Origin of the sequence: Ensifer sp. ENS08 (assembly GCF_014852195.1) — a bacterium.
Taxonomy (GTDB): domain Bacteria; phylum Pseudomonadota; class Alphaproteobacteria; order Rhizobiales; family Rhizobiaceae; genus Ensifer; species Ensifer adhaerens.
Window position 1 is genome coordinate 172319 of the sequence record NZ_JACVBF010000004.1, and the last position, 22661, is coordinate 194979.

Below are 22661 nucleotides of genomic sequence, written 5' to 3' on the forward strand. Positions count from 1 at the left end.
CGATATGGATACCCAGACGCAGCAGCCGGCACCGGTCCTCAACGGCCTTCTGCCCTATCTTCAGGTCGATGGCGCCGCCAAGGCGTCCGAATTCTACCAGAGCGCCTTCGGGGCCAAGGAAGTGGGCCGGCACCCGCTCGACGAGCAGGGCCGCACGATGCACATCCACCTCTATGTCAACGGCAGCTCGCTGATGCTCGCCGATGCCTATCCGGAATACGGCCATCCGCTGGAAAAGCCGCAGGCCTTCACCCTGACGCTCACCGTCGACGACATCGATGCCTGGTGGGACCGTGCGGTTGCCGCCGGCACCGAGGTCGTGATGCCGATCGAGGTGATGTTCTGGGGCGACCGCTACGGCCAGCTCCGCGATCCCTTCGGCGTTCTCTGGGCCATGAACAGCCCGGTGAAGGCAAGCTAAGTCCCTGCAGACAATCGAGATCCGGACGAAGCTCTCGCCGGGCGGGCATTTTCACCCGCCCGGCGAAGCGTATTTGAACAGATTTTCCTTCATTTCGGCGCAAAACTCATCTAAACGCTAGCGCAACATTCTTCTGAAATCGAAGGCCTGAAGTTATGGAAAAATTCGTCAAGCTCACCGGTGTCGCCGCCCCCCTCCCCGTCGTCAACATCGACACGGACATGATCATTCCGAAGGACTACCTGAAGACGATCAAGCGCACCGGCCTTGGCAAGGGCCTCTTCGCCGAGGCCCGCTACAATGAAGACGGCTCGGTCAACCCGGACTTCGTGCTCAACAAGCCGGCCTACCAGAACGCCAGCATTCTCGTTGCCGGCGATAACTTCGGCTGCGGCTCCTCGCGCGAGCATGCTCCGTGGGCGCTGCTCGACTTCGGCATCCGCTGCGTGATCTCCACGTCCTTTGCCGACATCTTCTACAACAACTGTTTCAAGAACGGCATCCTGCCGATCGTCGTCAGCCAGGCTGACCTCGACAAGCTGATGGACGACGCCTCGCGCGGCTCCAACGCCATCCTCTCGGTCGACCTGGAATCCCAGGAAATCACCGGTCCGGACGGCGGTTCGGTCAAGTTCGAGGTCGACGCCTTCAAGCGTCACTGCCTGCTGAACGGCCTCGACGACATCGGCCTGACGCTGGAAAAGGCAACCGCCATCGACAGCTTCGAAAAGACGGTCGGCGCCGCGCGCCCCTGGGCTTAAAACGAAGATATGGCGCGCAAGCTCATCTCCTCGGGCTCGCCCTTCGAAAAGACGGCAGGCTATTCGCGTGCCGTCGCGATGGGTGACTGGTGCTTCGTCTCCGGCACGACCGGCTATGACTACGCCACCATGACCATGCCCGAGACGGTGGAAGAGCAGGCGCGCAATTGCCTGAAGACGATCGAGGGCGCGCTGAAGGAAGCGGGCTTCTCGATGAAGGACGTGGTGCGCAACCACTATTACGTCACTGATGCCAGCTTCGCCGACCGGGTGTTCCCGATCTTCGGCGAAGTCTTCGGCGAAATCCGCCCGGCCGCAACGATGATCGTCTGCGACCTGATCCGCCCGGAAATGCTGATCGAGATCGAGGTCACCGCGCTTCGCGGCTGACCCCTTGATCGCGCCCACCCTCAAAACGATTCCGATTTAAGCCATTATGCGATAGTCCATAGGGCATGACTTCGCCTGACTTACGCTGAACCGGAAGACGCCCATGCAATTTCAAGGCACCGCCGACTATATCGCCGACAAGGACCTGATGATCGCCGTCAACGCCGCGATCCGGCTGGAGCGCCCACTGCTGGTCAAGGGCGAGCCCGGCACCGGCAAGACCGAGCTTGCCCGCCAGATCGCCGCCGCCCTTGGCCTCGAACTCATCGAATGGAGCGTCAAGTCGACGACCAAGGCACAGCAAGGCCTCTATGAATATGACGCCGTGTCGCGGCTGCGCGACAGCCAGCTCGGCGACGAGCGTGTCAACGAGGTCCGGAACTATATCCGCAAGGGCAAGCTCTGGCAGGCCTTCGAGGCCGATCGCCGCGTGGTGCTTCTGATCGACGAGATAGACAAGGCCGACATCGAGTTTCCGAACGACCTGTTGCAGGAGCTCGACCGCATGGAATTCCATGTCTACGAGACCGGCGAGATGATCGGCGCGCGTCACCGGCCGATCGTCATCATCACCTCCAACAACGAGAAGGAGCTGCCGGACGCGTTTCTGCGCCGCTGCTTCTTCCACTATATCCGCTTCCCCGATGCAGACACGCTCGCCCGCATCGTCGAGGTGCATTATCCCGGCATCCGCAAGACGCTGCTTTCGGCGGCGCTCGCCGCCTTCTACGACATCCGCCAGGTGCCGGGCCTGAAGAAGAAGCCCTCCACGTCAGAGGCGCTCGACTGGATCCGCCTGCTCGTCGCCGACGAGGTCGATCCGGCCGACCTCAGGGCCGATGCCAAGACCATGTTGCCGAAGCTGCACGGTGCGCTCCTGAAGAACGAACAAGACGTGCACCTCTTCGAGCGCCTCGCCTTCATGGCCCGCCGCGACGGATGAGGCCGCACGCGCACAAGGTCCTGATCTACGCCACCTGGCAGGACCGCCTGCTGGTCTTCGACGAGCCGGATTTCCCAGAGATCGAGCTGCAGGTGCCCGGCGGTACGATGGAACCAGGAGAAAGCCCGGAGACATCGGCTCAACGGGAATTCATCGAGGAAACCGGGCTGACGCCGCCGGAAGCGCTCACCCATCTCGTCACGCAGGACTACCACTACCCGAAGGACGGCAGGACGATCTGTCATCGGCGGCACTACTTCCACATCGCCCTTGCCGGCGAGCAGCGGCAGACCTGGATACATCAGGAAATGACGCCCTTTGGCGGCGGTGACCCGATCCGCTTTCGTTTCTTCTGGCTCGGTACCGATCAGGCTGACCGCCGGCTGGGTTACGGCATGCGGGATGCTCTAAGCCTGCTGCAGACCAGCCCCTCTCCCTGACCCTCTCCCCGCAGGCGGGGAGAGGGGACGAGGACGACGGCTGCCCCCAAGCCGAGACGTGCCGACAGCGAACCCGGCTACCAAGATGGGCCGAACGGCCGCTGAGCTTAATTCGTGGAACGATCGGGTGCGGCAAGGCCGCTTCTCCCCGCCAGCGGGGAGAAGGTCGCGGCAGCGGGATGAGGGGCAGCTGCCCCCTACGCGAATCGTTTTTCTTGACCCCCGCGGCCCACTCGCGCTATCAAATTCTCCGTGGTGATTTGGCCGGCCGGCTTGCAGCCACGTTAAACAAGTCGCTAAAGGGCCGAGGAAAGTTGGATTTCCGAGGACCGGTCGCGATCAATCGCCGCCGGTTTTTTTGTATTGATCGAGTGGAAGCCCATGCCCATCAAGATTCCCGATACGCTGCCCGCCTTCGAAACCCTCGCGCATGAGGGCGTGCGGGTGATGACCGAGACCGTGGCGATCCGTCAGGATATTCGCCCGCTCCAGATCGGGCTCCTGAACCTCATGCCGAACAAGATCAAGACAGAGATCCAGATGGCGCGCCTGATCGGCGCTTCGCCGCTGCAGGTGGAACTGTCGCTGGTGCGCATCGGCGCTCACCGCGCCAAGAACACCTCGGAAGATCACCTGCTCTCCTTCTACGAGACCTGGGAAGAAGTGCAGGGCCGCAAGTTCGACGGTTTCATCATCACCGGCGCCCCGGTCGAGACGCTCGAATACGAAGACGTCACCTATTGGGACGAGCTGAAGCGCATCCTCGACTGGACCGAGACCAACGTGCATTCGACGCTCAACGTCTGCTGGGGCGCGATGGCGGCGATCTATCACTTCCACGACGTGCCGAAGTATCCGCTGAAGGAAAAAGCCTTCGGCGTCTATCGTCACCAGAACCTCAACCGCTCCTCCGTCTATCTCAACGGCTTCTCCGACGATTTCGCCGTCCCCGTTTCGCGCTGGACCGAAGTGCGCCGCGCCGACATCGACAAGGTGCCGAGCCTCGAAATCCTGATGGAATCGAAGGAGATGGGCGTCTGCCTCGTGCACGAGAAAAAGGGCAACCGGCTCTACATGTTCAACCACGTGGAGTATGATTCGACCTCGCTGTCGGACGAATACTTCCGTGACGTGGATGCGGGCGTGCCGATCAAGATGCCGCACGACTACTTCCCGCACAACGATTCGACCCTGCCGCCGCAGAACCGCTGGCGCAGCCATGCACATCTCTTCTTCGGCAACTGGATCAACGAGATGTACCAGACGACGCCCTACGATCTCGCGGAGATCGGCACCGGGAAAAGCTGAGGTCAGATGTTCATTCCCTTCTTCCTCGAACTCAAGGCAGCGAAGGTCCCGGTCACGCTCCGGGAATTCCTGTCCTTGATCGAGGGGATGGAGGCGGGCATCGCCACCTTCGACGTCGAAGCCTTCTACTACCTGGCGCGCGCAGCACTGGTGAAGGACGAGCGCCATATCGACCGCTTCGACCGGGTGTTCCAGCACTGCTTTTCCGGTCTCGAAGCGGTCAATCCTCTGGAAGCGAGTGAAGAGGCCACCATCCCCGAGGACTGGCTGCGCAAGCTCGCAGAGAAGCATCTGAGCGAGGAAGAAAAACGCCTGATCGAGGCACTCGGCGGCTTCGACAAACTGATGGAGACCTTGCGCCAGCGGCTGCAGGAGCAAAAGGGCCGCCATCAGGGTGGCTCAAAATGGATCGGTACCGCCGGCACCTCGCCTTTCGGCGCCTATGGCTACAATCCCGAGGGTGTGCGGATCGGCCAGGACCAGTCGCGCCACCGCCGCGCCGTCAAGGTTTGGGACCGGCGCGAGTTCAAGGATTATGACGACACGATCGAGCTCGGCACGCGCAACATCAAAGTGGCCCTGAAGCGGCTCCGGCGCTGGGTGCGCCAGGGTGCCGCCGACGAACTCGACCTCTCCGGCACGATCCGCGCCACCGCCGAACACGGCTATCTCGACGTGGTGACGAGGCCGGAGCGCCGCAATGCGGTGAAGCTTCTGATGTTCTTCGATATCGGCGGATCGATGGACGATCATATCCGCATCGTCGAGGAGTTGTTTTCAGCGGCTCGCAGCGAGTTCCGCCATATGGAGCATTTCTACTTCCACAATTGCGTCTACGAGGGCCTGTGGAAGGACAATCGCCGCCGCCGTGTCGACATTACCCGTACGACGGAAGTGCTGCGCACCTACGGCGGCGACTATCGCGCCATCTTCGTCGGCGACGCTTCGATGAGCCCCTATGAAGTCAGCCACCCCGGTGGCTCGGTCGAGCACTGGAACGACGAGGCGGGCGCCCTCTGGCTCTCTCGTCTGACGGCACATTTTCCGCGCTCCATCTGGCTCAATCCCGTGCCCGAACAGCACTGGGGCTATACCCAGTCGATCACGATGGTGAAGAGCCTGTTCGAGGGACGAATGTTCCCCTTGACGCTCGCCGGCCTGCAGGAGGCCACCAAGCAGCTGTCGCGCTGACATGTCTGCCGAGAGGTCGCTATAGCACCTTGAATAGCTGGATGTTTTTGCTCTCAGGCCAGAGACGGCGCCAGGCCGCATTTAGTATGATTTTCCGGTTGCCGTGCCTTTGGAAATGACGCAGGTTGCTGCGATCGCACCGTTGCATGTTTCCCTGGATCCTAACCGAGCCAAGGACAAAACATGCAGCAATTCAAAAGTGTACGGCGACCTTTGTGCGTCTGGGGAGACGCGCAGCGCTGTAGTGGGAGCCAGCGGTGAATATGCATCAGAACACGGAAATCTTCGGCCACCTGCCATCCGGCGAGCCGGTCCATCGTGTGGTGCTCTCCGGTGGCGGCCTCACCGCCCATGTCTTGACCTGGGGCTCGGTGATCCAGGACCTTCGCCTGGAAGGCCATGAGCCGCCGCTTGTGCTCGGTTTCACCGATCTCGAAAGCTACCTCGCCCACTCGCCCTATCTCGGCGCCACGCCTGGACGCTGCGCCAATCGCATCGGCAACGGCCGCTTCACGCTCGATGGCGAGGCCTACCAGCTCGAACTGAACGAGAAGGGCGTCACGCATCTGCACGGCGGCAGCGACAATATCGGCAAGCGCAACTGGACGATCGTAAAGCAGACGCCCGACAGCATCACGCTCGCCATTACCGACCCGGATGGCCGCGCCGGTTATCCCGGCAACTGCAAGGTCACCTGCACCTACCAGCTGAAGCCCGGCGGCGTCTTGAGCGTCGTCTACGAGAGCGAAACCGACCGAGCGACGCTCGCCAATGTCTGCCAGCACAGCTATTTCAATCTCGACGGCAGCGCCGACGCCCTCGGCCACGACATCATGATCGCCGCCGACCACTATCTGCCCACCAGCGAACGCCAGGTGCCGACGGGCGAGATCCGCCCGGTCGAGGGCACTGCCTTCGATCTGCGGGAAATGACGCGGCTCAGCCGCCAGACCGAAGGCGAGCGCATCGCCTACGACCATAATTTCTGCCTTTCGAACGAACGCATGGCGAAACATTCGGTGGCGCTTGCTCGCAGCATCGATTCGGGTGTCACGATGGAAGTGCTGACGACCGAGCCCGGCGTGCAGCTCTATACCGGCGCAAAGCTGAACATCCCCGTCCCCGGCCTCGAGGGCCGCCGCTACGGCGCCTTTGCCGGCTTCTGTCTCGAAACCCAGATCTGGCCGGATGCGGCCAACCACGCCAGCTTCCCGAACGCGGTACTTCGCCCCGGCGAGATCCGCCGGCAGGAGACGGACTATGTGTTCATGAAGAGCTGAGCGCGGAAACGGCGACCGGCTTTACCAACAAAGGCAAAATGCAAAAGGAGCCGTCTCGGCGGTCCGAACCACATGGTGCGGACGGCACTATCGGCGCATGGAATGCCTGACGGCAAATGCCGTTTCATTCCAGAAATGACTGTGAAATGAAGTGGTTGGGAGAAATTGGAGCGGGTGAGGCGATTCGAACGCCCGACCCCAACCTTGGCAAGGTTGTGCTCTACCCCTGAGCTACACCCGCTCATCATCCAAGGTCCGGGGGTAGTCGGTGGACCGTGGCGTCGGCGCTGTCTTGCGGCGACGGGCGGTATATGGCCTAAGCGATTTTGGAATGCAACAGGGAAATGACGAGAAATCGAATATTTTTTTGGACACCCTTCGCAAAGCCCGGAAATGCCGCGTTTTCGGCCGGCTTCGCCGCCTGTGAGATTGCGTCCTGACGGCCTTCTCCCCTAAAGCAGAGACGAAACGAACGCCCTGGGGATGAGAATCATGCGTGAATCACAGCCGAAAACCGCCGAAGACCTCTTCAATTTTCTCGATGGACTTGGAATCGAGCATAAGACGAAGAACCACGCTCCGGTTTTCACCGTGGCCGAATCGGTGGCGCTTCGTGACGAGATGCCCGGTGGCCACACGAAAAACCTCTTCGTGAAGGACAAGAAGGACAACTATTTCCTGCTCACCGTCGAGGAGCACGCGACGGTGGACCTGAAGACCGTGCACCAGGTGATCGGCGCGGCAAGCAAAGTATCCTTCGGCAAGCCGGAGAAGCTGATGGAGTATCTCGGCGTCATTCCGGGGGCCGTAACCGCCTTCGGCGCGATCAACGACACCGGGGGCAACGTCAAGGTCATCCTCGACGAGGCGCTGATGACGTTCGATATCGTCAACTGCCACCCGCTTTCCAACGACGCAACGACCTCGATCGCTTCGAAGGATCTGTTGCGCTTCATGGAAGCGACCGGACACGAACCGCTTGTCTTGAAAGTCACGGCCTGACATACGATCTTTGGCGCGAATGCAGTAAGCTGGCGGACGAGCCGGCGAGGAGAGAAGAATGACGGGCAGCGACAATCCCTATGCAGGGTCTTTCGGCACTCAGATGACGGCTTCGGCCTCCTTCGGCCAGCCGGCGCCGGCGGCCGCGTCGGGCGGTGACCTGATCAAGGAAACCACCACTGCCAACTTCACCAAGGACGTGCTCGAAGCCTCCAGGCAGCAGCCCGTTCTCGTCGATTTCTGGGCGCCCTGGTGCGGTCCCTGCAAGCAGCTGACCCCTGTCATCGAAAAGGTGGTCACGGAAGCCGCAGGCCGCGTCAAGCTCGTCAAGATGAACATCGACGATCATCCCTCGATCGCCGGCCAGCTCGGCATCCAGTCGATCCCGGCCGTCATCGCCTTCGTCGGCGGACGCCCGGTCGACGGCTTCATGGGCGCAGTTCCGGAAAGCCAGATCAAGCAGTTCATCGAAAAGATCGCCGGCCCCGCCGTTGACGACAGCAAGGCCGAGATCGAGGCGGTTCTCGCCGACGCCAAGGCGCTCATCGATGCCGGCGATGCCGAGAACGCCGCCGGCCTCTATGGCGCCGTGCTGCAGGCCGACCCGGAAAATGTCTTGGCGATCGCCGGCATGGTCGATTGCATGATTGCGCTCGGCCAGCTTGCCGAGGCCCGCGAGGCGCTGTCCAGCCTGCCGGAAGATCTTGCCAAGGACGCCGGCATTGCCGCCATCGGCAAGAAGCTCGACCAGATCGAGGAAGCCCGCAAGCTCGGCGATCCCAACGAGTTCGAACGGCGCCTCGCCGCAAACCCCGATGATCACGAGGCGCGCGTGCTGCTCGCCAAGATCCGCAACGTCGAGGGCGACCGGATGGCTGCGGCCGACCATCTGCTCACGATCATGAAGCGCGACCGGGCTTACGACGACGACGGCGCGCGGCGCGAGCTGCTTTCGTTCTTCGAGGTCTGGGGCCCGAAGGATCCGGCAACCATCGCCGCGCGGCGCAAGCTCTCGTCGATCCTGTTCTCCTGAGCCGTCAGACATGTTTTTGAAAGGGGCGCTATCTGCGCCCCTTTTCGTAAGCGGATCCGATCACGATCCATCTTCACCTGTGAAGATCGACGGGCTCGTCCCTTGAGATTTTCAAGCAGCGCACCATCTTTTGATCTGGTTGACCACGCTTCCTTGGCGGGGCAAAGCGAATACCGGCAGGGTCTATCGGAAATGCACGTCGGAAATGCACGCTATCTCGGTCCGAAGGACTTGCCGGAGATCATTCCGGTGTTTCCGCTGACCGGTACATTGCTGCTTCCCGGCGCCCAGCTTCCCCTCAACATCTTCGAGCCGCGCTACCTCGCCATGCTCGATGACGCCCTTTCCGGCAACCGCCTGATCGGCATCGTACAGCCGTCCTTCTGCGAGGGTCGCAACGACACCGCCACCGGACCGATGCAGGCGCTCTGCGAGGTCGGCTGCATTGGTCGCATCACCTCCTTTGCCGAGACCGGCGACGGCCGCTACATCACCTCGCTCACAGGCGTCTGCCGCTACCGGCTGTTTTCGGAAGTCGGCGGTACGCGTGGCTACCGTCGCTTCCGCATCGGCCCCTTTGCGGCAGATCTCGAAAACCGCGACGACGAGACCCTCGTCGACCGGGCAGCGCTTCTGGCCGCCTTCAAGGCCTATCTCGAAGCCAACAAGCTGAAAGCCGACTGGGAAAGCGTCGAGCGGGCGAGCAACCGCACGCTCGTGAACTCCATGGCGATGATGTCGCCCTATGGCCCGGCGGAGAAACAGGCGCTGCTCGAGGCCCCCGATCTCAAGACCCGCGCCGAAACCCTGATCGCCATCACCGAAATCGTTCTTGCGCGCGACTTCGGCGATATGGACAGCATTTTGCAGTGAGCAACGGATAGATGGATATCAACGCCAGCAAGGTCGATCCGAAACTGCTCGAACTGCTCGTCTGCCCGCTGACCAAGGGACGCCTCAGCTATCACGCCGAAGCCAATGAACTGATCTCGGAAAAGGCGCGCCTCGCCTATCCCATCCGCGACGGCGTGCCGATCATGCTGATCTCGGAAGCACGCAAGATCGAGGATTGAGGGCCGCGTCGGCCCGTTACCCGTAGAGTTCTCGACTGCCCCTCATCCGGCCTGCCGGCCACCTTCTCCCCGCAAACACAGCGAGGCGTCCCCTCTCCCATCCTGCGGGGAGAGGGTTAGTCCTCGGGTTTAACCCGAGGAGAGGGGCAACCCCAGCCGTAAAGCCTCAGATCGGCTGACCCGACAACAACCGCGGATCGGTCTCCCCGGCAATACCGGCCGCCTGGCGGATAAAGAAGCTCTTGAGAGACGGCAGCCGGTCGACGAGGCCCAAGCCGAAATCCCGGGCGATCCGGACCGGGGTGATGTCGTTGGAAAACAGCCGGTTGAGCACGTCGGTCGTAACACCCATGCGGAACGTGTCGAAACGCCGCCAGCTCTGGTAGCGCTCAAGCACCGCGAGCGAACCGATGTCGAGCCCGAGACGATCCGCCTCGACGATGGTTTCGGCAAGTGCTGCCACATCCTTGAAGCCGAGATTGAGCCCTTGCCCCGAGATCGGGTGAATGCCATGGGCGGCGTCACCGGCAAGCGCGAAGCGTGGTTTGACGAAATCGCGGGCAAGCGTCAGGCCGAGCGGAAAGGCCCGCCGTCCGCCGACCACCTTCAGGTGACCAAGCTTGTGGCCGAAGCGGCGCTCCAGTTCTTCCTCGAACAGGAAATCGTCGCCCTTGACCAGGCGTTCGGCGTCCTCGGTGCGCTCGGTCCAGACCAGTGACGAGCGATTGTTCTTGAGCGGCAGGGTGGCGAAAGGCCCGGCCGGCAGGAAATGCTCCTCCGCCGTGCCCTCGTGCGGCCGCTCGTGCTCGACGGTGGTGACGATGCCGGACTGGCCATAGTCGAATTCGACGGTCTTGATGCCGGCGGCATCGCGCAGCTTGGAGCGCACGCCGTCACAGGCAACAAGCAACCGTGCTTCGAGTTCCTCGCCACCGGCGAGCGTCACGGCGACCGCGTGGTCGCCGCTCTTGAAGCTCTCGACCATGGTCGACTGGCGATTGACCACGCCGAGCGCCGCGCAGGCACCGCGCAGTGCGCCGACCATCGCCGTGTTAGGCACCATATGGGCAAACGGACGACCCTCGCCGCCGTCACCGTCGAAGGTCAGGAACACAGGCCGCACCGGATCGGCCGCCTTCGAATCGGTAATCACCATGCGGCGGATCGGCTCGGCCTCCGGCGCGATCTCATCCCAGACGCCAAGCACGTCGAGCATGCGCTCGGCCGCGGACGCAACGGCGGAAGCGCGCTGGTCCTTCTTCCAGGCGCCTTCCGGCGCGCCGTCGATCACCATCACGTCGAGATGAGGCGCCGCCTTCTTCAGCGAAACCGCGAGCGAAAGGCCGACATAGCCGCCACCGGCAATCAAGACATCGAGCATCGGCTTTCTCCGTCGCACTTGAGCATCGTTTTATGTCTATATAGATCAATGCCATCGACGTTCCTACCATCGGAGAAAGCCGAAATGTCGCGCCCCACCGAGACCGCCACCCCCATGGATGCGCTGCTGGCCATTCTCGATCTCGAAAAGCTCGAGGAAAACCTGTTCCGCGGCCGTAGCCCGCAGGTCGGCTGGCAGCGTGTCTTCGGCGGCCAGGTGATCGGCCAAGCGCTGGTCGCCGCGCAGCGAACCGTTGATGAGGGGCGTTACGTGCATTCGCTGCACGCCTATTTCATGCGGCCGGGCGATCCTTCCGTACCTATCATCTACGAGGTAGATCGCATCCGCGACGGTTCGAGCTTCGCCACCAGGCGGGTAGTCGCCATCCAGCATGGCAAGGCGATCTTCTCCATGTCCGCCTCGTTCCAGTACGACGAGGACGGTTTCGACCACCAGATCGACATGCCTGATCTCGCCATGCCCGAGACGCTTCCGGGCGAACAGGAGCTGAAGGAAAAGTTTCTCGTCCACGCGCCCGAAGCAATCCGGCGCTATTGGGAAAGGCCGCGGCCGATCGAGATCCGGCCGGCGTCGCTGCAGCACTATTTTACCCGCAACGACGGCAAGCCGATCCAGGATGTCTGGGTCAAGGCCGTCGGCACGGTTCCGGACGAGCGCCATATCCAGGCAGCGATCCTTGCCTATCTCTCCGACATGACCCTGCTCGACACCTCGCTCTATGCGCACGGCACTTCGGTCTTTGACCGGAACCTGCAGGTCGCGAGCCTCGATCATGCCATGTGGTTTCACCGCCCCTGCAAGATGGACGACTGGCTGCTCTATACCCAGGATAGCCCGAGTGCACATGGTGCCCGCGGGATGACCAGAGGCAGCCTTTTTACGCGTTCCGGTGTGCTGATCGCCTCCGTCGCCCAGGAAGGGTTGATCCGGAAAAAGGCATCTGAATAGGAAATAAGCAGAATCTTCGTTCTGCCTATTTTTTAATCTTCTAAAGTGACGATTTTTTGATGCGCCGCAGCAATCGTGCTGCGGCTTTCTTTTTTTCTATTTGTTTTCATTACCTTAAGTCGAGCGTCAGAATCTGGCACGCCCCTTGAATGTCATGGTTCGGTTGCACGGCGCTCTGGCGCTCCGCAGCAAGGAGAGACGGCCTCCGCCGGAGGCGAACAAGGATGAAACCAGATGAAAATTGTGATGGCCATTATCAAGCCGTTCAAGCTCGATGAGGTTCGCGAAGCCCTCACTGCTGTCGGCATCCAGGGCCTGACCGTGACCGAAGTCAAAGGCTACGGCCGCCAGAAGGGACATACCGAAATCTACCGCGGTACCGAATATGCCGTGAGCTTCCTGCCGAAACTGAAGGTCGAGATCGCCGTTCCTTCAGAACTCGTCGACAAGGCCGTTGAAGCGATCGCCGCAGCCGCCAAGACCGGCCAGATCGGCGACGGAAAGATCTTCGTCTACGCCATTGACCATGCGGTGCGCATCCGCACCGGCGAAACCGATTCAGAAGCGTTGTAAACCACGCCGTTCAGGGAGCACTACCTCGATGTCATCACTTAAGCTTTCCACCTCTCTTGGACGCCTGGGCGCAATGACTGCCGCCCTGCTTGCGCCGGCCGTAGCCTTCGCGCAGGAAGCGGCACCGGCGGCGGCCGCAGCTGTACCGGTGCCGGACAAGGCCGATACCGCCTTCATGTTCATCTCGACGCTTCTCGTCTTCTTCATGCTGATCCCGGGCCTCGCGCTGTTCTACGGCGGCCTAGTGCGCGCCAAGAACATGCTCTCGGTGCTGATGCAGTGCACCGTGATCGGCGCGACGATGATGATCGTCTGGGTCGTCTACGGTTACTCCTTCGCCTTCGGCGGCTCGACCAGCCCCTATTTCGGCGGCTTCGCCAAGATGTTCCTCGCCGGCGTCACCACTGAGAGCACGTCGGCCACCTTCTCGGAAGGCGTCGTCATTCCGGAATACATCTTCATGCTGTTCCAGATGACCTTCGCGGCACTGACCCCGGCGCTGATCGTCGGCGCCTTTGCCGAGCGCATCAAGTTCTCCGCAGCCGTGCTCTTCTCGGTGCTCTGGGCGACCTTCGTCTACTTCCCGATCGCCCACATGGTCTGGGACGGCAACGGCCTGCTCTTCGGCATGGGCGCGCTTGACTTCGCCGGCGGCACCGTCGTTCACATCAATGCCGGCGTGGCTGGCCTGATCGGCGCGATCATGGTCGGCAAGCGCACCGGCTACGGCCGCGACATGATGGCACCGCACTCGATGACGCTGACGCTGGTTGGTGCTGCCATGCTCTGGTTCGGCTGGTTCGGCTTCAACGCCGGCTCGAACCTCGAAGCCTCGGGCGGCGCCATGCTCGCGACCGTCAACACCTTCCTTGCAACCGCAGCCGCCATCCTTTCCTGGTCGGCCGTCGAAACCTTCACCCGCGGCAAGGCCTCGATGCTGGGCGCCGCCTCGGGCATGATCGCCGGTCTCGTCGCCATCACGCCCGCCGCCGGCATTGCCGGCCCGATGGGCGCGATCGTCATGGGCGTGCTCGTCTCGCCGCTCTGCTACTTCTTCGTCTCTGTCGTGAAGAACAAGTTCCACTATGATGACACGGCAGACGTCTTCGGCGTCCACGGCGTCGGCGGCTTCTTCGGTGCGCTTGCCACCGGCATCTTCGCCTCCTCGTCGCTCGGCGGCATCGGTTATGCCGACGGCGTCACCATGGGCGGCCAGTTCATGACCCAGCTGACCGCGGTTGCCATCACCATCGTCTGGTGCGGCGTCGTCTCCGTCATCCTCTACAAGCTGGTGGACTCGATCGTCGGCCTGCGCGTCTCCGTCGAAGCCGAACGCGAGGGCCTCGACCTCTCGTCGCACGGTGAAGCCGCCTACCACAGCTAAGCGGATCGCGGCGCCGGCAATTCGGCGCCGCCTACAGTCCCGTCGCGATCCGCCCCACGCGGATCGCCCTTGGCCCGGATCGGAAGCTCCGGGCCTTTTTTCGTGCCGATCGGTCCGGCTGCGACTGCTATTTTAGCGCCAACTACGCATGGTTAATGTCGCATTAACCGTACACCGCTTAGGTTGATTCCATGGCGCGCAATGCGCCGTGAAGATCGAGACGGGCAGCAGGCAACATGAGCAGAAGCAATCCGGCAGCGCTTGACAGCCGTTCCAACCGGTTCGTGCTAACCACCTTCGTTTGGCGACAGATCGCGTCGCTGGCGGGCTTTGCGCTGTTCGGCGCATTGGCGCTGGCCGTCGCAGCGCTCTCGACGTGGAACGTCGCCGATCCCAGCTTCTCCTACGCCACGTCACAAGCGCCGACCAACGTGCTCGGTTACACGGGTGCTGCCTTTGCCGACATCTTCATGCAGTTCTTCGGGCTGGCCAGCGTCGTCGCCCTCCTGCCGGCCGTCGCCTGGGCCCTGGTGCTGATCGGCGGCAAACGTTTCGACAAGGTCTTCAAGCGCCTCGGTCTCTGGTTCGTCGGCTCGGTGCTTGCCGGCGCAGCACTCAGCTGTGTTCCCGCCCCCATCACCTGGCCGCTGCCCAACGGCCTTGGAGGCGTCTTCGGCGACATGATCCTGCGCTTCCCCGCGCTCTTTACCGGCGCCTTCCCGACCGGCACGCTTGCGACCATTCTTGCCTGCATCTTCGCCGTCCCCGCCGCCTGGTGCCTGGTCTATAGCGCCGGCCTGATCGGCGTCAGCGACGAGGAGGAGGAAGAGGAAATTGCCGAGCCGACGCCGAGCAAGGCGCGCACCGTGCGCGACGAACTGGACGAGGACGACAGCGAAGGTCCCTTCACCCTGCTGATGGGCTCTTTTGCCCATATGCGCTACACCATGCACGCGCGCATGCGCCGCATTTTCGGCATGAGCGGCACCCGCGCCACGCCCAAGCGCCAGTACGACGAACCCTATGATTTCAACAACGACGAGTTCGGCACGCTGAACGAACCCGCCCGGCCGAAGCCGATGGCCGCCGGCGACCGCATCGAGCCCTCGCTCGACCGCTCCGAGCGCCGCATCCTCACCCCGCCGCCGATCATGGCCGACGACGAGGATGACGACCTGCCCTTCGACATCGACGAGCGCCGCCCCGCCGGCATTCTGCCTGACGACGAAGACTACGATGCAGCCGCCGACTGGGCGCCGAAGGCGGCACCGCCGAAGCAGGGCCTGCCCAAGGGCGGCGGCTCGCGCGTTTCGACGCCTGCTCCTCGCCCGAAGACGGGCCAGCGCGTCGAGCGCGAAGCCCAGCGCTCCTTCGTCGACGACAACGATGGCGACTTCACGCTGCCGCCGATGCATTTCCTTGCCGAGCCGAAAAACGTCGGCCGCGACGCCTCGCTCTCGCCCGATGCGCTGGAGCAGAACGCCCGCATGCTCGAAGGCGTGCTTGAAGATTTCGGTGTCAAGGGCGAGATCATCCATGTTCGCCCCGGCCCGGTCGTTACCCTCTACGAACTGGAACCGGCACCGGGCATCAAGTCCTCTCGCGTCATCGGCCTTGCCGACGATATCGCCCGCTCGATGAGCGCGATCGCGGCTCGCGTCGCCGTCGTTCCCGGCCGCAACGCCATCGGCATCGAACTGCCGAACCAGCGGCGCGAAACCGTCTATCTGCGCGAACTCATCGGCTCGCGCGATTTCGAGACCTCCAAGGCCCGCCTTGCCATGGCGCTCGGCAAGACGATCGGCGGCGAGCCCGTCGTCGCCGATCTCGCCAAGATGCCGCATCTGCTCGTCGCCGGCACCACCGGTTCGGGCAAATCGGTCGCGATCAATACCATGATCCTGTCGCTGCTCTATCGGCTGAGCCCCGATCAGTGCCGCCTGATCATGATCGACCCGAAGATGCTCGAACTTTCCGTCTATGACGGCATCCCGCACCTGCTTTCGCCTGTTGTGACCGACCCCAAGAAGGCGGTCGTCGCACTGAAGTGGACGGTGCGCGAGATGGAAGAGCGCTACAAGAAGATGTCGAAGATCGGCGTGCGCAACATCGACGGCTTCAACAGCCGCGTCGAGCAGGCGCTTGCCAAGGGCGAACAGATCACCCGCACGGTGCAGACCGGCTTCGACCGCCAGACCGGCGAAGCCATGTACGAGACGGAAGAATTCGATCTGGCGCCGATGCCCTACATCGTCGTCATCATCGACGAAATGGCCGACCTGATGATGGTCGCCGGCAAGGACATCGAGGGCGCAGTGCAGCGGCTCGCCCAGATGGCCCGCGCCGCCGGCATCCATGTCATCATGGCGACGCAGCGCCCCTCGGTCGACGTCATCACCGGCACGATCAAGGCCAACTTCCCGACGCGCATCTCGTTCCAGGTGACCTCGAAGATCGACAGCCGCACCATCCTTGGCGAACAGGGCGCCGAACAGCTGCTCGGCATGGGCGACATGCTCTACATGGCCGGCGGCGGCCGCATCCAGCGCGTCCACGGCCCCTTCGTTTCCGACACCGAGGTCGAAGAGGTCGTCGCCTACCTGAAGACGCAAGGCGTACCGCAATATCTCGATGCCATCACCGAGGATGACGACGAGGATGGCGAGGGCGGCGGCCCGGCCGGCACCTCCAATCTCGCCGATTCCGACGATCCTTACGACCAGGCGGTTGCGGTCGTCCTGCGCGACGGCAAGGCCTCGACTTCCTACGTGCAGCGACGCCTCGGGATCGGTTACAATCGTGCCGCATCGCTGATCGAGCGCATGGAGCAGGAAGGCATCATCGGGCCGGCGAACCACGCCGGCAAACGCGAGATCCTCGTTCCGACCGAAGAGTAAGTCACCGGACGACAGGGCAGTTCCCGCAGATTCGCGTGAGGCGAATGCATTGATAGAAAAGACGCCCGGCGGATGCGGGCAGAGGCCCTGGATAAAGGGCCAAACCGGTAACAGTCATGTGAGAGCGCGAGCGAAAAAGCTCGAAAATGGCGCCTTGAAGGCGCCGCACTTGCGCTCCAGATGATTCGTAAATGAAGGAGACCGAGATGACAGAGACTAAGACTGGCGAGCGCAACCACCCGGTGATGTCGCGCCGCCTCTTCGTGTGCGGGCTTGCGGCACTTGGCGGCATCGGCGGCACCGGTCTCGACCTCGGCCAGGCCTTCGCCCAGGCCCCGAGCGCTGCCCAGAAGATCGCCGACCATTTCTCCTCGGTGAAGACCATGGCCGGCGAATTCGTCCAGTTCGGCCCGCGCGGCGAGCAGACCGGCGGCAAATTCTATATCCGCCGCCCCGGCCGCATCCGCTTCAACTACGAGGCCCCCTCGCCGATGCGCGTCATCGCCGACGGCAAGTCCGTCGTCATCGGCAACATGAAGCTCAAGACCTGGGACATCTATCCGCTGTCGAAGACTCCGCTCAACCTGCTGCTCAGCGAGAGGATCGACCTGACCGGCAAGATGGTGCGCGACGTCAAGGAAGAGTCCGACCTCATCACCATCGTGCTTGGCGACCGTTCGATCTTCGGCGATTCGACCATCACCATGATGTTCGACCCGAAGACCTACGATCTGCGCCAGTGGACCATCACCGACGCGCAGAAGAAGGACACCTCGGTCATGATCTTCAATGTCAAGACCGGTATGGCGCTGGACGACAAGGTCTTCCAGATCCCCTATGACGAGGTCCGCAACAAGCGCGGCGGCTGAGCGACATCATGCGCCAAGCCGACCTTCGCGCGTCCATAGGACACGCGGTTTTTAGTGCGGCGTCGTTCAGGCATTCCTTGTCCCGGCGCGCCGGACCTGCTTAAAGCTCGGGTCAAACATCCATCCCGAGCCGGCCTTCCCTTCGCGAGCGTCCGGCCCCAGCCGATCAGGGAATGACGCATGGCCCTTTCCGTCGCCACTTGGAACATCAACTCCGTTCGCCTGCGCATGCCGCTGGTCGAGCATCTGCTGCAGACCTGGCAGCCTGACATCCTCTGCCTGCAGGAAACCAAGTGCCCGAACGACCAGTTTCCCTCCAAGCCCCTGAAGGCGCTCGGCTACAATCATATCGAGATGCACGGCCAGAAGGGCTATCACGGCGTGGCGACGATCTCGCGCCTGCCGCTGCATGAGCTTAGCGATCGCCGCGACTATTGCGGCATCGGCGACGCCCGCCATCTCTCGGTCGTTTTCGAAGCCGGCGGCAAGAAGATCCGGCTGCATAATTTCTACGTGCCTGCCGGCGGCGACGAGCCGGACCGCACCATCAATCCGAAATTCGGCCACAAGCTCGATTTCGTCGAGGAGATGAAGCTGCTGCACGCCGAAGCCGAGGCCGGCATTTCCTCGATCCTCGTCGGCGACCTCAATATCGCGCCGCTGGAAGACGACGTCTGGTCGCACAAACAGCTCCTGAAGATCGTCAGCCATACGCCGATCGAAACCGAGGGGCTGACCACGGTCATGAACGGCGGCGGCTGGGTCGACCTGATGCGCCAGCACACGCCCTCCCCGACCAAGCTCTACACCTGGTGGAGCTACCGGGCGAAGGACTGGGAAGCTGCCGACCGTGGGCGCCGACTCGACCATATCTGGTCGTCCGCCGACCTCGCGCCGGCGCTCAAGAACGTCGATATCCTGCGGGAAGCGCGCGGCTGGGAGCGCCCCTCAGACCACGTGCCCGTCATCGCGCACTTCGACATCTAGGACGTCATTTTCTGGGCGGCGGCACGCGCCTTCGGCGCCCGCTGTTCCATCAAGAAAAACATGACTAAAAGAATCATATTTTTCTTGATGCGCATTTCCAAACGGACTATCCCTCTTGTCGGGCGGCGGGGACACCGCCTCCGATGGCCGCTCAGCCGTCGTTTTCACTGATATTCGGGTGCTTTGCTCTGGCTTTGGCCGGAGGGTTTTCGTGCGCCCGCAAGAGGGCCAGAGATGCCAAAGACCTTGCCGACCACCTTCCTGCGCGCCTCGCGCCGCGCGCTGTCCGCAACCACCGTGCTCGCCGCAAGCGCTGTCGCCGTGATCCTTTCGCCGACAGCGACCCATGCGCAATCGGCCGAAAGCCAGAAGACCACCCGTCTGGAAAAGATCGAAGCGACGGCCGGCAGGGCAGCTGCGACGATCGCCGAGGATAACGACACGATCGTGCCGACACGCAACGTCTCGGCGCTGAAGACCGACACGCCGCTGATCGAAACGCCCCGCTCGGTCTCGGTGGTCACGCGCAAGGAGCTCGAAGAACGCGGCGTGCAGGACATGATCCAGGCAACGCGTTATGCCGCCGGCGTCACGACCGGCGCCTTCGGCTTCGATCCGCGTTTCGACCAGATCTATATCCGCGGTTTCGAGACGACGACGACCGGCGATTTCCGTGACGGCCTGCGCCAGCCCTACATGAACTACGGCACCTTCCCGACGGAGGTCTACGGCCTCGAGCGGATCGAGATCCTGAAAGGTCCGGTCTCGGTCATGTATGGTGCTGCCGGCGTCGGCGGCATCGTCAACCGCATCTCGAAGATGCCCGAGGAGGAGCCCCACCGCGAGGTCGAGCTGCAATATGGCACGATCGGTCGCGCCCAGGCCGCCTTCGATGTCGGCGGGCCGGTAACGGCTGACGGCGACGTCCTCTATCGCATCGTCGGGCTTCTGCGAAACGGCGAGACCAACTACGACGTTGCCGACGATCGTTACCTGCTGCAGCCCTCCTTCACCTGGAAGCCGGACGAAGGCACGTCGCTGGCGGTCTACGGCCTGGGGCAGAAGGGCGAAAGCGACGCCAGCCCGCGGGTGCTCGAGCATGACGGCCGGCTGCTGCGCTACAGCGACCCGGACTATGACTACCAGAAGGTCGGCCAGGTCCAGGCCGGTTACAAGTTCGAGCACGAGTTCGACAACGGCCTGACCTTCCGCCAGCACGGCCGCGTCAGCGATCTGGACCTCAGGGCCCGTTACCTGCAGTTCGGGACGGAGGTCGCGCCCGGCGTCTTTGACCGCTCACCCGTCGCCATCAAGGACGACCAGCGCGCCTACCAGATCGACAATCAGCTCCAGGCGACCTTTGACACCGGGGCGGTCTCGCACACGCTGCTGACCGGCCTCGATTACACCTGGATCACCTCGGACTTCGGCCTCGGCTTCGGCGCCGTCGATCCGGCCTATCGCTTCGATCTCAACAACCCGACCTTCGGCGTCGGCGTCGGCGATCCGACGCCAGCGCTTACCAGCTTCAGCGGGCGGGACCTGCGGCAGACGGGCATCTATGTCCAGGATCAGCTGGAGGTAGGCAACTGGCGCGCCGTTGGTGGCCTTCGCTACGACTGGGTCGACCAGACCAGCACCAACAAGAACACCGGCGTCGTCGATCGCAAGGACGATGGCGAACTCACCGGGCAGGCCGGCCTGCTCTACCTCTTCGACAACGGCATCGCGCCCTATGCCAGCTACAGCACCTCCTTCGTGCCGCGCACAGAGCTTTCGGTCGATGGCCGCGTGCTCGATCCGACGACCGGCGAGCAGGTCGAATTGGGCGTGAAGTACCATCCGGAAGGCGAAGCCTATTCACTGAGCGCGGCCTATTACCGGATCGTCGAAAGCGGCGCGCCGCAATACGTGTCCGACCCGTCCCTTCCCGTCGGCTACTACTACAAGTCGGCCGGCGAGGTGACGACCAATGGTTTCGAGGTGGAAGGACGCCGGGAGTTCGACAACGGCCTGAGCTTCATCGCCGCCTACAACTACAACGACGCTGAAATCACCGGAAACGTCGATCCGTCGCTGATCGGCAACGTGCCGTCGACGAAGCCGCGCCATGTCGCATCGCTGTGGGTGAACTATCTTTTGCCCGAAGACACGCAGCTTGCGGGCCTCAGCCTCGGCGGCGGCGTACGGCTGGCGTCAAGCTCCTACACGTCCGATGCCAACACCGCCAAGAACGGCGGCGCCGTCTATTTCGACGCCTCGATCGCCTACGACTTCGGCGTCAAGAACCCCGAACTCGACGGACTGTCGCTCGCCGTCAGCGCTACCAATCTCGGCGATCGCCGCGAAGAGGTCTGCACCGATGGCTACTGCTATTTCGGCCAGGGCCGCACCGTGCTCGGTTCGCTGAAATATCGGTGGTAGCGAGAAACCGTAGCGCGGTTCAAGCAAAACGGCCGGCGAGCGCGCCGGCCCGGCGGATCATCGCCTGCAGGTTTTCGCGGATGCGCGCTTCGACGAGCTCGGCCACTTCAGGATATTCCTCCAGCATGCGGCGGAAGAGCGGCCGATTGATGCGAATGACTTCGCTGTCTTCCTCGGCCGTTGCCGTGAACTTACGCTCGACCATCGAGATCAGCGCCAGTTCCGACAGAAGCGCTCCGCGACTGACGGTCGAGACCGTCGTCTCAGAACCGTCGAAACCGGCCTTCGACAGGGACAAGCTGCCGCTGGCGATCGCATAGGCGCAATCGGCCGGCGCCCCCTCGCGAAACAGCTCCTGTCCCTTGAAGATGCGGCGCCGCTCCGCGCCGAAGGCGATCAGCCTCAGCTTGTCCTCGCTGATATCGGCGAACAGCGGCACGTTGGACAGAAGCACGATATCGTCGTTGAGCGCCAAGCGGCTAACCTCCCACGGTCACGCCAGTGCCGGTCCCGATGGACCGGATCGCGCACGCGACCCATGCAAACAACAGTCTACGGAGAACGCGCGAGAAGTGGATTGCCACCCTGCGCACCCCGGCTACGGAACGATCTTGTAGCCGCCGTTCTCTGTCACCAAAATCTCGGCATTGGAAGGGTCCCGCTCGATTTTCTGGCGCAGACGATAGACGTGGGTTTCGAGCGTGTGGGTGGTCACGCCGGAATTGTAGCCCCAGACTTCTTCCAAGAGCACGTCGCGCGTCACCACCTTCTGGTCGGCGCGGTAGAGATAGCGGATGATCGCCGCTTCCTTTTCGGTAAGCCGGATCTTCTGGCCGTTTTCGAGCGTCAGCAGCTTCTGGCTCGGCTTGAACGTGTAGGGCCCGACGCTGAAGGTTGCGTCCTCGCTCTGCTCGTGCTGGCGCAGCTGCGCGCGGATGCGGGCGAGCAGTACGGCGAAACGGAACGGCTTCGTCACATAATCGTTGGCGCCGGCCTCAAGGCCCAGAATCGTATCGGAATCGGTGTCGTGGCCGGTCAGCATGATGATCGGCGCCTTGAAGCCGCCCTTGCGCAGCAGCTTCACCGCTTCGCGACCGTCCATGTCCGGCAGGCCGACATCCATGATCAACAGGTCCACCTGCTGGGCACGCGCCGTCTGGATGCCCTTGCCGGCAGTCGCTTCCTGGATGAGGTCGAATTCCTCGTAGAGCGAGAGCTGCTCGACCAGGGTCTCGCGCAGGTCATTGTCGTCATCGACAAGAAGAATGGTACGGGTCGCCATGGGACAATTCCTGTTTGCTTCCGTTTTCAAACTAGCTCAAATGCCTGTGTTGG

22 protein-coding genes, 1 tRNA gene and 1 riboswitch are annotated in these 22661 nt (G+C 62.7%); of the genes, 19 read left to right on the top strand and 4 right to left on the bottom strand.

The features are described 5' to 3' along the window. Positions 1–4: 4 nt before the first annotated feature. From IB272_RS12860 to IB272_RS12895, 8 genes are all read left to right on the top strand, one after another. Positions 5–421 carry a glyoxalase/bleomycin resistance/extradiol dioxygenase family protein gene (locus IB272_RS12860; RefSeq protein WP_060586520.1) on the top strand — a complete coding sequence of 139 codons (417 nt, stop codon included), beginning with the start codon at positions 5–7 and terminating at the stop codon, positions 419–421. 155 nt (positions 422–576) lie between these two features. Continuing rightward, positions 577–1182 carry a 3-isopropylmalate dehydratase small subunit gene (leuD, locus tag IB272_RS12865; protein ID WP_034802725.1) on the top strand — a complete coding sequence of 202 codons (606 nt, stop codon included), beginning with the start codon at positions 577–579 and terminating at the stop codon, positions 1180–1182. Between the two features lie 9 nt (positions 1183–1191). Then, on the top strand, positions 1192–1572 hold the full coding sequence (locus tag IB272_RS12870) for a RidA family protein (protein WP_034802728.1): 381 nt from the start codon (positions 1192–1194) through the stop codon (positions 1570–1572). Between the two features lie 103 nt (positions 1573–1675). Next, a complete protein-coding gene (locus tag IB272_RS12875; protein WP_034802731.1) occupies positions 1676–2515 on the top strand; it encodes a MoxR family ATPase in 840 nt (279 codons plus the stop codon). Continuing rightward, complete coding sequence (locus IB272_RS12880; RefSeq protein ID WP_060586522.1) at positions 2512–2955, top strand: NUDIX domain-containing protein; 444 nt, start codon at positions 2512–2514, stop codon at positions 2953–2955. Before IB272_RS12875 ends, IB272_RS12880 begins: the two co-directional genes overlap by 4 nt. A gap of 242 nt (positions 2956–3197) precedes the next feature. Continuing rightward, positions 3198–3275, top strand: a riboswitch (SAM riboswitch). A 61-nt stretch (positions 3276–3336) separates the two neighbouring features. Continuing rightward, entirely contained in the window at positions 3337–4263 is a 927-nt protein-coding gene (metA, locus tag IB272_RS12885) for a homoserine O-succinyltransferase (protein ID WP_034802737.1), read from the top strand. A 6-nt stretch (positions 4264–4269) separates the two neighbouring features. Next, complete coding sequence (locus tag IB272_RS12890; protein WP_112771730.1) at positions 4270–5454, top strand: VWA domain-containing protein; 1185 nt, start codon at positions 4270–4272, stop codon at positions 5452–5454. A gap of 263 nt (positions 5455–5717) precedes the next feature. Beyond that, a complete protein-coding gene (locus tag IB272_RS12895; RefSeq protein ID WP_060521441.1) occupies positions 5718–6734 on the top strand; it encodes an aldose epimerase family protein in 1017 nt (338 codons plus the stop codon). A 166-nt stretch (positions 6735–6900) separates the two neighbouring features. Here the strand turns inward: IB272_RS12895 and IB272_RS12900 are convergent. Beyond that, a tRNA-Gly gene (locus IB272_RS12900) sits at positions 6901–6975 on the bottom strand. A 251-nt stretch (positions 6976–7226) separates the two neighbouring features. Here IB272_RS12900 and IB272_RS12905 point away from each other — a divergent pair. The 4 genes from IB272_RS12905 (at position 7227) to IB272_RS12920 (ending at position 9842) form a co-directional block, all read left to right on the top strand. Beyond that, entirely contained in the window at positions 7227–7736 is a 510-nt protein-coding gene (locus IB272_RS12905) for a prolyl-tRNA synthetase associated domain-containing protein (protein ID WP_082566535.1), read from the top strand. Between the two features lie 58 nt (positions 7737–7794). Next, positions 7795–8769 (top strand): thioredoxin, encoded by a 975-nt coding sequence (trxA, locus tag IB272_RS12910; RefSeq protein WP_034802750.1) that lies wholly within the window; start codon positions 7795–7797, stop codon positions 8767–8769. 192 nt (positions 8770–8961) lie between these two features. Then, complete coding sequence (locus IB272_RS12915; RefSeq protein WP_060586524.1) at positions 8962–9642, top strand: LON peptidase substrate-binding domain-containing protein; 681 nt, start codon at positions 8962–8964, stop codon at positions 9640–9642. 11 nt (positions 9643–9653) lie between these two features. Then, positions 9654–9842, top strand: a complete 189-nt coding sequence (locus tag IB272_RS12920; RefSeq protein WP_034802755.1) for a Trm112 family protein — start codon at positions 9654–9656, stop codon at positions 9840–9842. A gap of 166 nt (positions 9843–10008) precedes the next feature. Here IB272_RS12920 and IB272_RS12925 read toward each other — a convergent pair whose 3' ends face one another. Next, the gene (locus tag IB272_RS12925) at positions 10009–11223 is read right to left on the bottom strand and encodes a ubiquinone biosynthesis hydroxylase (RefSeq protein ID WP_060521445.1); all 1215 of its coding nucleotides are present in this window, start codon (positions 11221–11223) and stop codon (positions 10009–10011) included. Between the two features lie 84 nt (positions 11224–11307). On the opposite strand from IB272_RS12925, the gene tesB reads away from it, so the two are divergent. The 7 genes from tesB to IB272_RS12960 all read left to right on the top strand — a co-directional run bounded on the left by tesB (position 11308) and on the right by IB272_RS12960 (position 21326). Further along, positions 11308–12192, top strand: a complete 885-nt coding sequence (tesB, locus tag IB272_RS12930) for an acyl-CoA thioesterase II (RefSeq protein ID WP_034802762.1) — start codon at positions 11308–11310, stop codon at positions 12190–12192. 234 nt (positions 12193–12426) lie between these two features. Then, a complete protein-coding gene (locus tag IB272_RS12935; RefSeq protein WP_034802765.1) occupies positions 12427–12765 on the top strand; it encodes a P-II family nitrogen regulator in 339 nt (112 codons plus the stop codon). A gap of 28 nt (positions 12766–12793) precedes the next feature. Beyond that, the gene (locus IB272_RS12940) at positions 12794–14149 is read left to right on the top strand and encodes an ammonium transporter (protein ID WP_034802768.1); all 1356 of its coding nucleotides are present in this window, start codon (positions 12794–12796) and stop codon (positions 14147–14149) included. Positions 14150–14385: 236 nt separating this feature from the next. After that, the gene (locus IB272_RS12945; RefSeq protein WP_060586525.1) at positions 14386–17046 is read left to right on the top strand and encodes a DNA translocase FtsK; all 2661 of its coding nucleotides are present in this window, start codon (positions 14386–14388) and stop codon (positions 17044–17046) included. Positions 17047–17252: 206 nt separating this feature from the next. Then, positions 17253–17915, top strand: coding sequence for an outer membrane lipoprotein carrier protein LolA (locus IB272_RS12950; protein WP_034803111.1), 663 nt, complete (start codon positions 17253–17255; stop codon positions 17913–17915). Positions 17916–18095: 180 nt separating this feature from the next. Next, on the top strand, positions 18096–18902 hold the full coding sequence (locus IB272_RS12955) for an exodeoxyribonuclease III (protein ID WP_034802774.1): 807 nt from the start codon (positions 18096–18098) through the stop codon (positions 18900–18902). Between the two features lie 234 nt (positions 18903–19136). After that, on the top strand, positions 19137–21326 hold the full coding sequence (locus tag IB272_RS12960; protein ID WP_060586527.1) for a TonB-dependent siderophore receptor: 2190 nt from the start codon (positions 19137–19139) through the stop codon (positions 21324–21326). 19 nt (positions 21327–21345) lie between these two features. Here the strand turns inward: IB272_RS12960 and IB272_RS12965 are convergent, their stop codons facing one another. Both IB272_RS12965 and IB272_RS12970 read right to left on the bottom strand, forming a co-directional pair. Continuing rightward, positions 21346–21801 (bottom strand): cyclic nucleotide-binding domain-containing protein, encoded by a 456-nt coding sequence (locus IB272_RS12965; protein ID WP_034802780.1) that lies wholly within the window; start codon positions 21799–21801, stop codon positions 21346–21348. A gap of 123 nt (positions 21802–21924) precedes the next feature. Then, positions 21925–22608 carry a response regulator transcription factor gene (locus IB272_RS12970; protein ID WP_034802783.1) on the bottom strand — a complete coding sequence of 228 codons (684 nt, stop codon included), beginning with the start codon at positions 22606–22608 and terminating at the stop codon, positions 21925–21927. Positions 22609–22661: the final 53 nt, after the last annotated feature.

What these genes read in the sequence shown, in the direction of transcription:
- IB272_RS12860 (WP_060586520.1), top strand. Translation starts at nt 5, where the DNA reads ATGGATACCCAGACGCAGCAGCCGGCACCGGTCCTCAACGGCCTTCTG.
- leuD (WP_034802725.1), top strand. Translation starts at nt 577, where the DNA reads ATGGAAAAATTCGTCAAGCTCACCGGTGTCGCCGCCCCCCTCCCCGTC.
- IB272_RS12870 (WP_034802728.1), top strand. Translation starts at nt 1,192, where the DNA reads ATGGCGCGCAAGCTCATCTCCTCGGGCTCGCCCTTCGAAAAGACGGCA.
- IB272_RS12875 (WP_034802731.1), top strand. Translation starts at nt 1,676, where the DNA reads ATGCAATTTCAAGGCACCGCCGACTATATCGCCGACAAGGACCTGATG.
- IB272_RS12880 (WP_060586522.1), top strand. Translation starts at nt 2,512, where the DNA reads ATGAGGCCGCACGCGCACAAGGTCCTGATCTACGCCACCTGGCAGGAC.
- metA (WP_034802737.1), top strand. Translation starts at nt 3,337, where the DNA reads ATGCCCATCAAGATTCCCGATACGCTGCCCGCCTTCGAAACCCTCGCG.
- IB272_RS12890 (WP_112771730.1), top strand. Translation starts at nt 4,270, where the DNA reads ATGTTCATTCCCTTCTTCCTCGAACTCAAGGCAGCGAAGGTCCCGGTC.
- IB272_RS12895 (WP_060521441.1), top strand. Translation starts at nt 5,718, where the DNA reads ATGCATCAGAACACGGAAATCTTCGGCCACCTGCCATCCGGCGAGCCG.
- IB272_RS12905 (WP_082566535.1), top strand. Translation starts at nt 7,227, where the DNA reads ATGCGTGAATCACAGCCGAAAACCGCCGAAGACCTCTTCAATTTTCTC.
- trxA (WP_034802750.1), top strand. Translation starts at nt 7,795, where the DNA reads ATGACGGGCAGCGACAATCCCTATGCAGGGTCTTTCGGCACTCAGATG.
- IB272_RS12915 (WP_060586524.1), top strand. Translation starts at nt 8,962, where the DNA reads ATGCACGTCGGAAATGCACGCTATCTCGGTCCGAAGGACTTGCCGGAG.
- IB272_RS12920 (WP_034802755.1), top strand. Translation starts at nt 9,654, where the DNA reads ATGGATATCAACGCCAGCAAGGTCGATCCGAAACTGCTCGAACTGCTC.
- IB272_RS12925 (WP_060521445.1), bottom strand. Translation starts at nt 11,223, where the DNA reads ATGCTCGATGTCTTGATTGCCGGTGGCGGCTATGTCGGCCTTTCGCTC.
- tesB (WP_034802762.1), top strand. Translation starts at nt 11,308, where the DNA reads ATGTCGCGCCCCACCGAGACCGCCACCCCCATGGATGCGCTGCTGGCC.
- IB272_RS12935 (WP_034802765.1), top strand. Translation starts at nt 12,427, where the DNA reads ATGAAAATTGTGATGGCCATTATCAAGCCGTTCAAGCTCGATGAGGTT.
- IB272_RS12940 (WP_034802768.1), top strand. Translation starts at nt 12,794, where the DNA reads ATGTCATCACTTAAGCTTTCCACCTCTCTTGGACGCCTGGGCGCAATG.
- IB272_RS12945 (WP_060586525.1), top strand. Translation starts at nt 14,386, where the DNA reads ATGAGCAGAAGCAATCCGGCAGCGCTTGACAGCCGTTCCAACCGGTTC.
- IB272_RS12950 (WP_034803111.1), top strand. Translation starts at nt 17,253, where the DNA reads ATGACAGAGACTAAGACTGGCGAGCGCAACCACCCGGTGATGTCGCGC.
- IB272_RS12955 (WP_034802774.1), top strand. Translation starts at nt 18,096, where the DNA reads ATGGCCCTTTCCGTCGCCACTTGGAACATCAACTCCGTTCGCCTGCGC.
- IB272_RS12960 (WP_060586527.1), top strand. Translation starts at nt 19,137, where the DNA reads ATGCCAAAGACCTTGCCGACCACCTTCCTGCGCGCCTCGCGCCGCGCG.
- IB272_RS12970 (WP_034802783.1), bottom strand. Translation starts at nt 22,608, where the DNA reads ATGGCGACCCGTACCATTCTTCTTGTCGATGACGACAATGACCTGCGC.